This is a genomic window from Carboxylicivirga sediminis, assembly GCF_018156225.1.
In the GTDB taxonomy this organism is placed as follows: Bacteria; Bacteroidota; Bacteroidia; order Bacteroidales; family Marinilabiliaceae; genus Carboxylicivirga; species Carboxylicivirga sediminis.
Window position 1 is genome coordinate 56,367 of the sequence record NZ_JAGTAR010000020.1, and the last position, 14,639, is coordinate 71,005.

At 41.1% G+C, this 14,639-nt stretch carries 12 protein-coding genes; all 12 read left to right on the forward strand.

Annotated elements, in window-relative coordinates; genetic code table 11:
* Positions 1 to 146 precede the first annotated feature (146 nt).
* Positions 147 to 1,277 carry an aspartate aminotransferase family protein gene (locus KDU71_RS13430; protein WP_212191599.1) on the forward strand — a complete coding sequence of 377 codons (1,131 nt, stop codon included), beginning with the start codon at positions 147 to 149 and terminating at the stop codon, positions 1,275 to 1,277.
* 11 nt (positions 1,278 to 1,288) lie between these two features.
* Positions 1,289 to 1,879 carry an NUMOD4 domain-containing protein gene (locus KDU71_RS13435; protein WP_212191600.1) on the forward strand — a complete coding sequence of 197 codons (591 nt, stop codon included), beginning with the start codon at positions 1,289 to 1,291 and terminating at the stop codon, positions 1,877 to 1,879.
* Positions 1,880 to 1,977: 98 nt separating this feature from the next.
* Entirely contained in the window at positions 1,978 to 2,778 is an 801-nt protein-coding gene (gene proC, locus KDU71_RS13440; protein WP_212191601.1) for a pyrroline-5-carboxylate reductase, read from the forward strand.
* Between the two features lie 3 nt (positions 2,779 to 2,781).
* Complete coding sequence (gene proB, locus KDU71_RS13445; protein WP_212191602.1) at positions 2,782 to 3,870, forward strand: glutamate 5-kinase; 1,089 nt, start codon at positions 2,782 to 2,784, stop codon at positions 3,868 to 3,870.
* Positions 3,871 to 3,888: 18 nt separating this feature from the next.
* Entirely contained in the window at positions 3,889 to 5,136 is a 1,248-nt protein-coding gene (locus tag KDU71_RS13450) for a glutamate-5-semialdehyde dehydrogenase (protein WP_212191603.1), read from the forward strand.
* A 271-nt stretch (positions 5,137 to 5,407) separates the two neighbouring features.
* Positions 5,408 to 6,358 carry an N-acetylornithine carbamoyltransferase gene (locus tag KDU71_RS13455; protein WP_212191604.1) on the forward strand — a complete coding sequence of 317 codons (951 nt, stop codon included), beginning with the start codon at positions 5,408 to 5,410 and terminating at the stop codon, positions 6,356 to 6,358.
* 4 nt (positions 6,359 to 6,362) lie between these two features.
* Positions 6,363 to 7,148: an acetylglutamate kinase gene (gene argB, locus KDU71_RS13460; RefSeq protein ID WP_212191605.1), complete on the forward strand. Its 786-nt coding sequence runs from the start codon at positions 6,363 to 6,365 to the stop codon at positions 7,146 to 7,148.
* A gap of 1 nt (position 7,149) precedes the next feature.
* The gene (locus KDU71_RS13465; RefSeq protein WP_212191606.1) at positions 7,150 to 8,244 is read left to right on the forward strand and encodes a M20 family metallo-hydrolase; all 1,095 of its coding nucleotides are present in this window, start codon (positions 7,150 to 7,152) and stop codon (positions 8,242 to 8,244) included.
* 158 nt (positions 8,245 to 8,402) lie between these two features.
* Positions 8,403 to 9,734, forward strand: a complete 1,332-nt coding sequence (gene argH, locus KDU71_RS13470) for an argininosuccinate lyase (protein ID WP_212191607.1) — start codon at positions 8,403 to 8,405, stop codon at positions 9,732 to 9,734.
* An 8-nt stretch (positions 9,735 to 9,742) separates the two neighbouring features.
* The gene (locus KDU71_RS13475) at positions 9,743 to 11,083 is read left to right on the forward strand and encodes a citrate/2-methylcitrate synthase (RefSeq protein ID WP_212191608.1); all 1,341 of its coding nucleotides are present in this window, start codon (positions 9,743 to 9,745) and stop codon (positions 11,081 to 11,083) included.
* Positions 11,084 to 11,342: 259 nt separating this feature from the next.
* Positions 11,343 to 12,422, forward strand: coding sequence for a glutamine-hydrolyzing carbamoyl-phosphate synthase small subunit (gene carA, locus KDU71_RS13480; RefSeq protein ID WP_212191609.1), 1,080 nt, complete (start codon positions 11,343 to 11,345; stop codon positions 12,420 to 12,422).
* Positions 12,423 to 12,504: 82 nt separating this feature from the next.
* Positions 12,505 to 14,418, forward strand: coding sequence for a TonB family protein (locus KDU71_RS13485; protein WP_212191610.1), 1,914 nt, complete (start codon positions 12,505 to 12,507; stop codon positions 14,416 to 14,418).
* The last annotated feature ends 221 nt before the right edge of the window (positions 14,419 to 14,639 follow it).

The window sequence follows — 14,639 nt, forward strand, 5'->3', positions numbered from 1 at the left end:
GTTATTTGGTTTAAATTTTAGGTGTTCATTCTTCTTTGTATGAAGGCCAACTGCTTTGAGTACCGTGGGCCTTGTGCCTGCGGTACTTCATCCTAAGCAAAGTTATACAATTAGATTTTATCGATTAGTAATAAGGAGTCATTGCTATGAACTTATTTGAGGTATACTCATTATTTGATATAACCCCTGTGAGGGGAGAAGACTGTTATGTGTGGGACGATAAGGGCAATAAGTACCTCGATTTATATGGAGGTCACGCCGTTATTTCTGTGGGGCATAGCCATCCGCATTATGTCGACAGGTTGACTTCGCAGTTAAAGCAGATAGGTTTTTACAGTAATTCGGTTCAAAACCCTATGCAAGAGGAGTTAGCTCAGAAACTTGGAGCTTTAAGTGGTATGGACAATTACCAGCTATTTCTATGTAATTCGGGTGCTGAAGCCAACGAAAACGCATTGAAGCTGGCATCGTTTCACACGGGGCGGAGTAAAATTGTGGCCTTCGAAAGAGGGTTTCATGGCAGAACCTCCGGAGCTGTTGCTGCAACGGATAATCCGAAGATTATTGCGCCATTTAACAGCGGCCATCAAATTGAGATTGTGGCCTGGGAAGATATAGCTGCCGTTGAAAAAGCGCTTTCGGGCAACGATGTGGCTGCTGTTATCATTGAAGGTATCCAGGGTATTGGAGGGATTCATATGCCCTCAGCCGATTTCCTGAAACAGTTGCAGGCGGTCTGTCATAAATACTCAACGTTATTAATTCTGGATGAAATTCAATCGGGATATGGGCGAAGTGGTAAATTCTTTGCTTTTCAATATGCCGGTATTCAACCGGATATAGTTACAGTGGCCAAGGGGATGGGTAACGGCTTTCCGATAGGAGGAGTGCTGATTGCGCCCCACATTAAGGCACAGCCAGGAATGTTGGGTACTACTTTCGGCGGAAACTATTTGGCATGTGCAGCTGCTTTAGCTGTACTTGAGATTATGAATGAAGAAAAGCTTATTGAAAATGCCTGTCAGCAAGGCGAAATTTTGATGCAGGAACTTAGCCGATTTAGTCAGTTTAAGTCAGTTAGGGGTGCTGGCTTGATGATTGCTGTTGATGGGCATGAAAAAATATCAAGTTTAAGAAAGGACTTATTAATAAAAAAACATATTTTTACCGGCGTTTCCGGCACATACACATTGAGGTTATTGCCTCCAATGACCCTTAAAGGGAGTCATATAGGGGAATTTATATCCGGCCTTGAAGAGGCTTTGGATAGTGGATAATAAATGGTACAATGGTAAAATCGTATTGGAACGAAGAATGGAAAGAGGTAGAGTTTGAAGAAGGAGCATTACAAAAGAGATATGCTATTTCAAACTACGGAAGGATTATTAGTTACACCAACAAAATCGAGGACGGCGATTACATAAGGGGTGGAAAGTTAAGGGGATATCCAACATTACCTTTAAGACCCAACGGTAAGTCAAAGACGTTCTACATTCACAAGCTGGTAGCTGAATTATTTTTACCTAAAGCCTCCGAGGAACAAAAATTTGTAATCCACCTGGATTATAACAAATCAAACAATTACGCCAAGAATCTAAAGTGGGCAAGCAAATCTGAGATGTTTGCGCATCAGCAAGGCAATCCATCTGTTTTAGAAGCTCGAGAAAAGCAAAAAGGACGGAAGACACAACAAGGTCATAAGCTAAGTGCCACACAGGTTATGCGATTGAAGAAGAAGATCAACGATCCGAATCGCAAAACACGCTTAAAGTTAATAGCCAGGGAGTTTGGTATTAGTGAGATGCAATTATACAGAATTAAATCGGGTGAAAACTGGGCGCACGTAAATGTTGAGGTGCCTGAACGAGAACGAGATTAGACTTTAAGTCGGGTTTTTGATGGTTTTTACCTAAATTTATAAGCTCAAACAGTGTTTTTCTTATAAGTTGATGTAAGAACCACTCAAAAATCTACAGCATGAAAGTTAATAAGCTTGCTATTATTGGTGGCGGTAATTTGGGTACCGCCATTGCCAAAGGCCTTTTAGCAAACGGTCTTTTAGAAGCCTCACAGATATACATTACCAGGCGTCGTACTGCCTTGTTGAATGAGTTTCTGGAAAAGGGTGTTAATGTTTCAAATGATAATCGGCTGGCAGCGTCAGGTGCCGATGTTATCCTCCTTGGTGTTAAACCATATCAGCTTGAGCAGGTTGTTAAAGAGATTGGTCCTGAGTTAAAAGCTCATACCATTCTTATTTCACTGGCGACGGGAATTTCCTCCGAAAGTATTCAGGGCTTTAGCTCAGTGAAGCTGCCAATATTCCGTGCTATGCCCAATACAGCTATCGAAATCGGCGAGTCGATGACTTGTGTGTCTGCCTATAATGCTAATCAGGAGCAGGAAGATTTAGTTCTCAAGTTATTTTCACAGATGGGACAAGCTTTGATTATTCCTGAGGAACTAATGGCGGCATCTACCGTATTGGCTGCTTGTGGCATAGCTTATGCCATGCGTTTTATAAGAGCAGCAACACAAGGCGGTATCGAAATAGGATTTGGTTCGAAGCTGGCCTTGCAAATTTCTGCCCAAACTATTAAAGGAGCAGCTGATTTGTTGATTCAAAAGGGGACTCACCCCGAAGATGAGATTGATAAGGTAACAACGCCTCGGGGTGTAACCATATCGGGTCTTAATGAGATGGAACACCAGGGCTTTAGCTCTTCATTAATCAAAGGCTTATTAACGTCGTTTAATAAAATTGAAAACGGAAAGTAGTGCATGTACGATAAGGTTTGTATAAAGATTGGCTCTAATGTGTTGGCTAATTCTGAAGGCGGCTTGAATAAGAGTCGTATCAATGAATTAGTGATGCAGATCGCCCGCTTGCATAAGGCAGGTAAAAAGATGGTGTTGGTGTCGTCAGGTGCCGTTGCTGCGGCCCGCAACTCTGTGGCTGTAGATAAAAAGATGGATCGGGTATCGCAGCGTCAGCTATTGTCATCGGTTGGGCAAGTGAAGTTGATGAACCTATACGCTCAACTGTTCGATTTGCATGATATTCCAATAGCCCAGGTGCTGGTAACTAAACAAGATTTTAGTACCCGGGAGCATTACCTCAATATGAAAAATTGTGTAGAGGCCTTGTGGGAAAGTGGGGTTTTACCGGTTGTTAATGAAAATGATGCGGTGTCTGTTACAGCCCTTATGTTTACAGATAATGATGAGCTGAGCGGAATGATGGCTTCGATGATGCAGTGTGACGGATTAATCATCTTGTCAAATGTGGATGGAATTTATAATGGGCATCCGGATGATGAGGATGCCAATGTGATTCCTGTTATCCAGGCCGATGAAAAAGATTTATCGAAATACATATCAGCCGCCAAATCTGATTTTGGGCGTGGTGGTATGCTAACCAAGTGCCGTGTTGCTCAAAAGTCTGCCATGTCAGGTATTCATGTACACATTGCCAATGGTCAGCAAGACGGTATTCTTACGGATTTGTTCACCGATTGCAAAGCAATAAGGCATACACATTTCACTGCCGGGGAGGGCTATCCGGCCGTTAAACAGTGGATTGCATACTCCGAAGGTTTTGCAAAAGCAGAGGTGTGTATTAACCAAGGAGCCATCGAAGCCTTGTGCTCATCTAAAGCTACCAGCCTGTTATTGGCTGGAGTGGTTGAGTTTTCGGGTGATTTTGAAAAAGGCGATCTGATAAAAATAGTGAATGAACAGAAGCAGACCATTGGTATTGGTAAGGCTTCATATAGTATAGATAAAGCAAACAAACACAGACAGGATAGTAAGTACAAGCCATTGGTGCATTACGATTACCTGTATGTTTTTCCTGAATTTTTAAGTTGAATCATCAAACCTATCACCATGTATCAAGCATATTTCGAAAGAGTAAAACAAGCCTCAAGGGAACTTACCCGGTTAAGTGCAGATAAGACTGCTGCCGTGTTGGAAGAGCTCAGCAATATGCTGAAAAATTCTGTAGCTGATATATTGGCTGCTAATCAAAAGGATTTAGACCGGATGGATGAAGCTGATCCTAAATATGACCGGTTGAAGTTAACGGCTGAGCGTATTGAGGGCATTGCAGACGATTTACTAAATGTGGCTAAATTACCTTGTCCTGTTGGCGATATACTCGAAGAACGTACGCTTAATAATGGGCTTAAACTTAAAAAAATACGCGTAGCTCTAGGTGTTGTAGGTGTGATATATGAGGCACGGCCGAATGTAACGATTGATGTGTTTGCTTTGTGTCTGCGCTCAGGTAATGCCTGTGTGTTGAAAGGAGGGAGTGATGCTGAATATAGCAATGAGGTGCTGGTGAATATTATTCAGTCGGTTTTGAAATACAAGCAAATTAACCCTGATATTGTGCAACTGCTGCCGGCTGACCGAAAGGCTACCGATGCTCTAATGGCGGCCGTTGGTTATGTTGATGTGCTGATTCCGAGAGGCTCACAAGGCTTAATTAATTCGGTGCGCGATAATGCAAAGTTGCCGGTTATCGAAACAGGTGCCGGCATTGTTCATACCTATTTTGATGCTTCAGGCGATTGGGAACTGGGACAAAAGGTGGTGTTCAATGCTAAAACACGCCGGGTAAGTGTTTGTAATGCGCTGGATTGCTTAGTGCTTCACAAAAGCCGTTTGAGTGATTTGCCTGTACTGGTGGAGCCAATGGCTGAAAAACAAGTGGTCGTTTATGCCGATGAAAGCGCTTATGAACATCTGCAGAGTGTATATCCTGATGCGCTTTTGAAAAAAGCCACAGCAGATGATTTTGGTACTGAGTTCTTGTCGCATAAGCTCGCCATTAAAACGGTAGCGTCTTTTGATGAGGCACTGGATCATATCTATAAATACAGCTCAAAGCATAGTGAAGCTATCATTGCTGAGGATCAGGATGTGATTGAGCGCTACCTGAATGAAGTGGATGCCGCAGCTGTGTATGTAAATGCCAGTACCGCTTTTACAGATGGAGCTCAGTTTGGTTTGGGTGCAGAAATAGGAATAAGTACGCAAAAACTGCATGCTCGCGGACCTATGGGGCTAAAAGAACTGACTTCTTACAAATGGATTGTTATGGGTGAAGGCCAGGTGCGACCTGCCTAAAATTGTAAGGGGCTTGTTGACAAATGCTATTTTGTTGCATATAGTGCACTAACAAGCGGTACCGTGTTAAATAGTAGGCAATTATAGTGGTGAGAGTGACTGTAAATCTGGATCTGGTTTGTCATATTGGTGTCGAAGCCTCAGGCTGCTATTAATATTATAAAAAGGAAAAAATAGACATATGAAACGAGCCATTAGAATTGCTTCTCACGCAGGAGCATGATTATTTTTGGCGAGTTCCATGTGGCAATAAAGAACAAAATATAAACACATGAAAAGATTTTTAACGGTTGATGATATAGGTGATTTAGGACAAGCTCTAAAAGAAGCTGCCGAAGTTAAAAAAGCACCCTATGCATGGGATACACTTGGTAAGAACAAAACCATTACCCTGATATTTTTTAACTCAAGTCTGCGAACTCGTCTTAGTACGCAAAAGGCCGCTATGAACCTGGGTATGAATGTGATTGTGCTTGATGTTAATAAAGATGGCTGGCAGCTGGAAACCGAATTTGGCGTGGTGATGGATGGTGATAAGCCTGAGCATTTACGTGAGGCAGTGCCGGTTATTGGTCGTTATTGTGATATCATTGGGGTACGTTCATTTGCCTCTTTTGAAGATAAAAAGGCAGATTATGAAGAGGAAATCCTGAATCAGTTTATCAATTTTGCAGGTGTGCCAATTATTAGTATGGAATCTGCCACGCGGCATCCTCTTCAGGCTTTTGCCGATTTATTCACCATAGAAGAATATAAGAATAAAGAAAGACCTAAAGTTGTGCTTACATGGGCACCACACCCAAGGGCTCTGCCTCAGGCCGTGCCTAATTCCTTTGTTGAGTGGATGAAGGTGGCTGATGTTGATTTGGTAGTGACACATCCTAAAGGTTATGAGTTGTCATCTGAATTTACCGATGGTGTTACTGTTGAATACGATCAGAAGAAAGCATTTAAGGACGCTGACTTTATCTATGCTAAAAACTGGGCTTCATATGAGCAGTATGGACAGATTTTAAGTCAGGATAAAAGTTGGACGGTTGATGAAGAAAAGATGTTATTAACCAATGATGCCAAGTTCATGCACTGCTTGCCTGTACGTCGTAATATGATTGTGACAGATGGCGTGATTGATAGTGAAAACAGCATTGTGATTGACGAAGCAGCCAACCGCGTTGTTTCTGCCCAGGTAGTTATTAAACGAATGTTGGAAGCATTAAAATAGGTGTATGCACGATAGATTAACCATTGTAAAAGTTGGAGGTAAAGTTGTTGAAGAACCGGACGCTTTAAGTTCGTTCATAAAGGATTTTGCCAGTATAGCAGGTCAAAAGATCCTCGTTCACGGAGGAGGACGGTCGGCCACAGCTATTGCCAATCAATTAGGAATAGAAACTAAGATGGTGGAGGGGCGGCGTATCACCGATAAGTCCATGCTTGATGTGGTAGTGATGGTGTATGGTGGTTTAGTAAATAAAAATGTGGTGGCTCAATTGCAGGCGCTCAACAAACAGGCTGTGGGGCTGACTGGTGCCGATTTAGATTTGGTGCGAGCCGTGAAACGCCCGGTTAAGGATATTGATTATGGGTACGCAGGTGACGTCACTGCCGTAAATACTGAGCATATAGAGGAGCTGATTGCCAATGGTGTTGTGCCTGTGGTAGCCCCTCTGACGCATAATGGACAAGGACAGTTGCTAAATACCAATGCCGATACCATGGCTGCTGAATTAGCCAAGGCTTTTGCTAAAATCTACCGGGTTCAACTGGTTTACTGCTTCGAGAAGAAAGGGGTATTGGAAGATCCTTCTAATGATAACTCGGTTATTACTCACCTTAGCTATAGGCTGTTTGATGAGTATAAACAAAGTGGCGTGATTAATGAAGGCATGATTCCTAAATTGGATAATGGTTTTTCAGCCATTAAGCATGGTGTTTCTGAGGTGTTTATTACAAATATAGATGGTTTAAAGACTGGATTTTCAACAGGAACACAGCTATCCTTTAATGAATAGTATGACAGATAAATTAGAACTATATTCCAGTGAAGCCATTGAGCTGTTAAAGGTGCTGATTTCGACCCGGTCATTTAGTCGTGAAGAGGATGAAGTGGCCACCATCATGTTTGACTTCCTTGAGCAAAAGAGCTTGAAGGTGAATCGGCAGGGCAATAATGTGTGGTGCTGGGCTAAAGCTAAAGATGCCACAAAACCTACTGTTTTATTAAATTCACACCTCGACACAGTAAAACCATCGTCAAAATGGACGTACGAACCTATTCAGGCAACACTCGAAGAGGATAAGCTAACCGGTTTGGGAAGTAATGATGCAGGTGGACCACTGGTAGCTCTAATGGCTGCATTTCTTTGCCTGAAAGATGAGGCATTGGATTATAATCTGGTATTTGCCGCAACTGCCGAAGAAGAAATTTCCGGGGCTAATGGAGTGGCATCAATATTACCTGAGTTAGGTGACATTGATTTGGGTATTGTTGGTGAGCCCACGCAAATGCAAATGGCGGTGGCAGAAAAAGGCCTGATGGTGCTTGATTGTGAAGCACACGGAAGAACCGGACATGCCGCTCGTGAAGAGGGCGATAATGCATTGTATAAGGCGCTTAAAGATATTGAGTGGTTCAGGATATACAAGTTTGAGAAAGTATCGCCTCATTTGGGACCGGTTAAGATGACTGTCACGCAAATTGAAGCTGGAAGTCAGCATAATGTTGTACCCGATTTATGCCGTTTTGTGGTTGATGTAAGGTTTAACGAATGCTATAGTAATGTTGAACTGCATCAATTTATAAGTAGCCAGGTGGAATGTGATGTGAAGCCACGTTCTTACAGGTTGAACAGCTCGGCTATTGCTTTGGACCATCCACTGGTCAAAAGAGGTATTGAATTGGGTCTGTCATATTATGGCTCGCCAACCACATCTGATCAGGCCGTAATGAATTTTACAACCGTTAAAATTGGTTGTGGAGACTCGGCTCGATCACATACGCCCGATGAATATATTTATCTCTCCGAAATTAAGGAAGGCGTTAAGATATACTATGAACTTCTTAACGGGTTGTGTATTATTGACCAGGACGTTGTTTATAAGAAGTAAAAATAGTGACATAAGTCATATAAATTACTCAAAAAATATTTAATTATAAATAAAAAGTAAATATATTTGCCAATTCGAAAGATAGAGGTGTTTAATACTAACGAATAGTAACTTTCTTTTGGAGTGGTAGTTATTCAATCAACATAAAAGGATAAGTTATGAAGCTTTGGGATAAAGGAACCTCTGTGAATAAACGAATTGAGGAATTTACGGTTGGACGCGACCGTGAGCTGGATGTACTTCTGGCGCCTTTCGACATATTGGGAACCATGGCGCATATTACCATGCTTGAAGGCGTTGGTTTGTTGTCTAAAGATGAGCTGAATGAGCTGTTGAAGGCACTTAGAGCTATTTATCAGCAAGCAGTTGATGGCCAGTTTGTAATTGAAGAGGGCATTGAAGATGTGCATTCTCAGGTTGAACTGATGCTAACTCGTCAACTGGGAGATATTGGTAAGAAGGTTCATAGTGGCCGCTCACGCAATGATCAGGTGTTGGTCGATTTAAAGCTGTATACGCGTAGTCGTATTGAAGATGTGGTAAATGCTGTGGACAGACTGTTTAAAATGCTTCAGCATAAGAGTAATGAGCATAAAGATGTGCTGATTCCTGGCTATACGCACCTTCAGGTGGCTATGCCATCATCATTTGGTGTATGGTTTGGCGCATTTGCCGAAAGTCTGGCCGATGATCTGCTGTTAGTGCAGGCTGCCTGGCGAACAGCTAATCAAAATCCACTTGGCACAGCTGCTGGTTATGGCTCCTCATTTCCTTTGAACAGGACTCAGACAACCGAATTGTTAGGATTTGAGGATTTGAACTACAATGTGGGCTATGCGCAAATGGCACGTGGGAAGATGGAACGAACAGTGGCCTATGCCCTGTCTTCTGTTGCTCAAACATTGGGCAAGTTAGCGGTTGACGGCTGTTTGTTTACCAGTCAGAACTTCGGATTTCTGAAGTTGCCAGATGAATTGACAACAGGTTCAAGTATTATGCCGCATAAGAAGAACCCGGATGTGTTTGAATTGTTAAGGGCACATTGTAACAAGCTGCAGGCTTTACCTGAGACAATTGGCATGATAACAGCCAACTTGCCAACAGGTTATTTTAGAGATCTGCAGTTGATTAAAGAAGTGTTTATGCCGGCTTTTGATGAGTTACTGGACTGTTTGGATGTAGCCACTTTTGCTATCGAGAATATTGAGGTAAAGACTGATGTGATGCAGGATGAGAAGTATAAGCTTGCGTTTAGTGTTGAGGAAGTGAATAAGTTGGTATTGAGTGGTGTTCCATTCAGGGATGCTTATAAACAAGTTGGTTTGGCAATCGAAGCTGGTCAGTTTGAAACAGACGGTAAAGTTAATCATAGTCATGAGGGCTCAATAGGGAACCTATGTAATGATAGGGTTGAACTAAAAAAAGATAAGATAATCAAAGAATTTGGTTTTGATAAAGTGGATAAAGCTTTAAAAAGCCTTTTAAAATAAAATTGCGTATGACATTGTATGAGAAATTGGCGAAGGATGCAGTAGCATCAAGTGATATTGATAAGTCATTATTTGATACTTTCAGTGTTAAAAGAGGTTTGCGAAATGCCGATTTCTCTGGTGTATTGGTTGGGTTAACCACTATTGGCGATGTTGAGGGCTACGATAAAGTAGATGGTAAACTGGTGCCAAAGGATGGTAAACTATTCTATCGCGGAGTTGAGCTCAAGGATCTAGCCAAAGGTTTTCAGTCGAAACAAAGGCATGGTTTCGAAGAAACGGCCTACCTGTTGTTATCAGGGAGTTTACCAAATACAGAAGAACTGAAAGCCTTTACCAAAGAGCTGGAAGAGGAGCGGCATTTGCCACCATTCTTTTCAAAGAACATGATTCTTTCTTTACGTGGAAGAGATATCATGAACATGCTGGCTCGTTCTGTGCTGGGGCTATACACAGCCGATGATAACGCTGAGGACCTGTCACCAGAGAATCTGCTTAAACAAGCTGTTAGTTTAATTGCTAAATTTCCGGTAATTGTGGCTTACTCGTATTTTGGCATGCGCCATTCTTTTCAGAAAAAATCGCTGGTCATTCGTCATCCCCAACCAGGTTTAAGTACGGCAGAGAATTTTCTGTATATGCTGAAGGGAGATAACTATTCGAAACTGGAAGCTGATTTACTTGATCTATCCCTGGTGATACATGCCGAACATGGTGGTGGAAATAACTCGTCCTTTACAACGCGTGTGGTCAGTTCGGCACAAACCGATACTTATTCGGCCATTGCAGCAGCTTTAGGCTCACTGAAAGGTGGCTTACATGGAGGGGCTAACCTAAAGGTGATGGACATGATGGAGAACATTAAAGCCAATGTTCAGAACTGGCGCGATGAAAAAGAGATTAAGGCTTACCTTTTAAAAATATTAAATAAAGAAGCATTTGATAATACCGGGAAAATATACGGTATTGGACATGCCATCTATACTAATTCAGACCCGCGTGCAGTACTGCTCAAAGAGAAGGCCGAAGCACTGGCCATTGAAAAGGGCAGGTTAGATGAGTTTCACTTATATGCTGCCATTGAACGACTGGCACCTCAGGTTTTCTATGACTTTAAAGGTGCTAATGCAAAAGTTATCTGTGCCAATGTCGATTTCTACAGTGGGTTTGTATATGATTGCTTACAGATACCGAAAGAAATTTATACGCCAATTTTTGCGGTATCGCGCATTGCAGGATGGTGTGCTCACCGAATTGAAGAAGTGACTTTCTCAAGTAAACGCATTATTCGTCCGGCATATAAAAATGTATGTGACAGGATTGATTACATAGAATTAGACAATAGATAAAGAAGAGTTTTTGTTGATTGGGTATGAGGGACCTTTGCATGGGGGAGATTTGCAGGGTCCCTCTTTTTGTATACTTATGCGCTGTGTGAAAAATATATGTTATAAATATGCAAACAAAACTTAAAAATTCGGAGGTAATGTAAATAATTATTACATTTGTGCCGCATAAGGGAAGCCCTATGCATGCATTTATTCCAATGGACGGATAAATGCATTTTTTGTGTAGAATTTATTGTAAAAGATTTAAGTATCAGAAGGTATGCCTGAAGTACAAAAGATTAAGCTAGTGTTGGAAGACGGAACTGTCTTCGAAGGAAAATCGTTTGGATACCATAAGTCGGTGGCTGGTGAAGTAGTGTTTAATACCGCCATGACAGGTTATCCCGAGAGTTTGACCGACCCGTCGTATGAAGGGCAAATCCTTGTTTCTACTTATCCACTAATTGGAAACTATGGTGTGCCTAAGAATGATACTGAGAATGGGATTCCTAAGTTTCATGAATCAGATCGCATTCATATTTCAGGACTGGTAATTTCTGATTACTCGTTTGAGTATAGTCACTGGAATGCTGAGAACAGCCTTCGTGAATGGCTGATTCAGAATAAAGTACCTGGTATCTTTGGTATCGACACAAGAGCCTTAACCATGATTTTACGCGAAAAAGGCTCGATGCTTGGTAAGATTGAGGTGGAAGGAGAAGAAATTGATTTTGTTGATCCTAACAAAGAAAATCTGGTAGCTAAAGTTAGCGTGAAGGAGAAGAAAGTGTATGGTAATGGTAAGCACAAAGTAGTGCTGGTTGATACCGGGGCTAAAAACAACATTCTACGCTGTTTATTGAAGCGTGATACAACCGTTATTCGTGTGCCCTGGGATTATGATTTCACACAGGAAGACTATGATGGTATCATGCTGTCAAACGGGCCTGGGGATCCGCAAATGTGTGAAGTAACTATCAAGCATATCCAGAAAGCGATTGAAATTGGTAAACCGATATTTGGTATTTGCCTGGGTAATCAGCTGTTGGGAATTGCATCAGGCGCATCCACTTACAAGCTGAAGTATGGTCACCGTGCACATAATCACCCGGTTATAAAAGTAGGTACAGATACGTGTTATATTACCAGTCAGAACCATGGTTTCGCCATCGATAATGATACCTTGAGTGATGAGTGGGAGCCATTGTTTGTAAATATTAATGATAAAACAAACGAAGGGATTAAGCATAAAACAAAACCTTTCTTTTCAACGCAATTCCACCCCGAAGCATCAAGCGGACCAACAGATACCGAGTTCCTGTTTGATGAGTTGATCAAGAATATTGAAGCAAGTAAATAAGAATAATATTTTATATTGGATAAAAAGAGCAGCTGGTTGGTTGCTCTTTTTTATTATTTTTAGGTGAGAAATTAAATCACCTATGAAAGATTATCGCCAACCTCTATTACTTTCCTTTTTTGTTTTTTGCTGTGTTCATTCAGCTGTTTCCCAGATAAACTGGGAGGTGTGGAATAAGGCTGAGGAAATGTATCAGTCAAAGCAATATGCAGAAGCCCTCAATTATTTTGATGAAGTCGAAAGAGACAATCCTTATTATGGTAATACCTATGTTAGGAAAAGTTATATCAACTATCATCTGAAGAATCATCAACAGGCACTCGCCGAACTTGAACAGGCATATGTATATAAGCCTATTGATTCACAGTATTTCTATATGAAAGGTCAGTTTCTTGATAAAAGTGGTGCGATGGATAATGCACTTTTTTATTTCGATCTGCTTATTAGTATGGAGCCCAATAATGCCCGCTATCGTAACTATCGCGGAAATATTCATCTTGAATCACAGCATTTTAAAAGTGCTATTAGAGATTATAACTTCGTATTGGCTCGCGAACCCGAAAAGTATAACCTTTATTTTAGTCGGGGTGCAGCAAAGTTCAATCTTAAGATGAAACGGGAAGCCTGTTTGGATTGGCTTTATGCCAGAGATTATAATAAATCTTGTCAGAATTATTTTTTCTATAAATGTAATAATGAGGATTTAAGACCAATTAATCATCCGGTTTTTCCTGTTGAAAATGTGGAGATGCCTGTTTGTATTGTGGGGAATGATTCAAGCTTAGTAAATTTTGTTAGCCTCGAATTGAATTATCCGGATGCTGCCTTATTTAAGCAGGAGGAGGGAATGGTGCTGCTGCAATTTGATATTACTTCTGATGCAAAGATGCAGAATATTAAGGTTCTGCACTCGGTGTCGGCCGAGTTGGATAAAGAAGCTTTAAGGCTGATTGAATTGACAGAAGATAAGTGGGTGGAGCCTGCAAAAGTGAATGGGAAGCCTATCCATTCGTCGCACATATTGCCCATCAGTTTCAGAATTGATCAATTGAATTTCTCAGAATGTCAATTGCTTGAAGAATATGAAGAAATTGCAGCAATGGATGCAAATGAAGCTTTTCGGGTGAGTTCTGAATACCTGGTACGTAATCCTTTTGCCATTGAAGTTTATCAACAGCGACAAAATGCCCTCAAATTACTTGGGCATACAGATGAAAAGGATTATGCGGGCATCTACAAGCAAATCAGGTCGTCATCAACGTATCTTCATCCTGAGATTATAAGCTACAGCAAGTGTGCTAAACTCTTTTATAATAACGAATGGGAACTTACCATTCCAGCATACGCCAGTTATTGCCGTTTGGCCAAGATAGCGAATGGTTTAAGAATTGAAGGAGCATATCAGGATTATCGTATGGATGGTACACTCTACGCCACAGGGCACTTAAATTATGGCAATAAAGACGGTGTCTTTCAGTTTTATTACCCTAACGGACAACTCAAGAGTGAGTATCTGTTTGAGAATGATATGCCATTGGGACTCTGGAAGTTTTATTATGAAAATGGAAGCTCTCAACATCTCCTAAATGTTAGCGGACAGTCATTTGAAGTAATAAGCTCATACGATAGTTCAGGGCAACAGGTGTTAAAAGATGGTAACGGAACCTGGCAATTTAAGGTGCCTGTGTATAACCATGCCGATACTGTTACTATTTGTGGAGAATTGCAAAACAAATTACGTACAGGTGAGTGGAGCCTGACTTTATCAAACAATATTAGTCTGGTGGAGAAGTATAAAAAAGGGAATTATATTTCCGGAGAATATTCTGAAAACGGAAAGTCGATGACTCTTAATGCTCCTGAAATAAAAGTTAACTTTCTAATTCCAGGTGAAATTCTTAAATCTTCCAAACTTGATTTGGATGCAAAGATTAATAGTTCAGCATACTCGAATATGTTGGATGATTACCGTTTTGAGTATGTAAACAGTTTATAACTACTTAGATGAAGATGCACAGTGAATATAATTACCGCATCAATAAAGCGCTTGATTATATTGGATCTACTTTCGGTTGAACCACTTTATGAGTCGATATTAAGGCCTTGCATCGTATTCAAGGCCTATATAAATGCTGCCAGCAACAGGGCCTGTAAGGCAATTGTTGCTAGTCCCAATATTAACGTGCGATAATATGCTGTTTTTTCTACTCGTGTCAT

Coding starts and splice junctions, on each gene's coding strand:
- KDU71_RS13450 (WP_212191603.1), top strand. CDS start 3,889: ATGTATCAAGCATATTTCGAAAGAGTAAAACAAGCCTCAAGGGAACTT.
- proB (WP_212191602.1), top strand. CDS start 2,782: ATGTACGATAAGGTTTGTATAAAGATTGGCTCTAATGTGTTGGCTAAT.
- KDU71_RS13465 (WP_212191606.1), top strand. CDS start 7,150: ATGACAGATAAATTAGAACTATATTCCAGTGAAGCCATTGAGCTGTTA.
- KDU71_RS13485 (WP_212191610.1), top strand. CDS start 12,505: ATGAAAGATTATCGCCAACCTCTATTACTTTCCTTTTTTGTTTTTTGC.
- KDU71_RS13455 (WP_212191604.1), top strand. CDS start 5,408: ATGAAAAGATTTTTAACGGTTGATGATATAGGTGATTTAGGACAAGCT.
- proC (WP_212191601.1), top strand. CDS start 1,978: ATGAAAGTTAATAAGCTTGCTATTATTGGTGGCGGTAATTTGGGTACC.
- KDU71_RS13475 (WP_212191608.1), top strand. CDS start 9,743: ATGACATTGTATGAGAAATTGGCGAAGGATGCAGTAGCATCAAGTGAT.
- KDU71_RS13435 (WP_212191600.1), top strand. CDS start 1,289: ATGGTAAAATCGTATTGGAACGAAGAATGGAAAGAGGTAGAGTTTGAA.
- carA (WP_212191609.1), top strand. CDS start 11,343: ATGCCTGAAGTACAAAAGATTAAGCTAGTGTTGGAAGACGGAACTGTC.
- KDU71_RS13430 (WP_212191599.1), top strand. CDS start 147: ATGAACTTATTTGAGGTATACTCATTATTTGATATAACCCCTGTGAGG.
- argB (WP_212191605.1), top strand. CDS start 6,363: ATGCACGATAGATTAACCATTGTAAAAGTTGGAGGTAAAGTTGTTGAA.
- argH (WP_212191607.1), top strand. CDS start 8,403: ATGAAGCTTTGGGATAAAGGAACCTCTGTGAATAAACGAATTGAGGAA.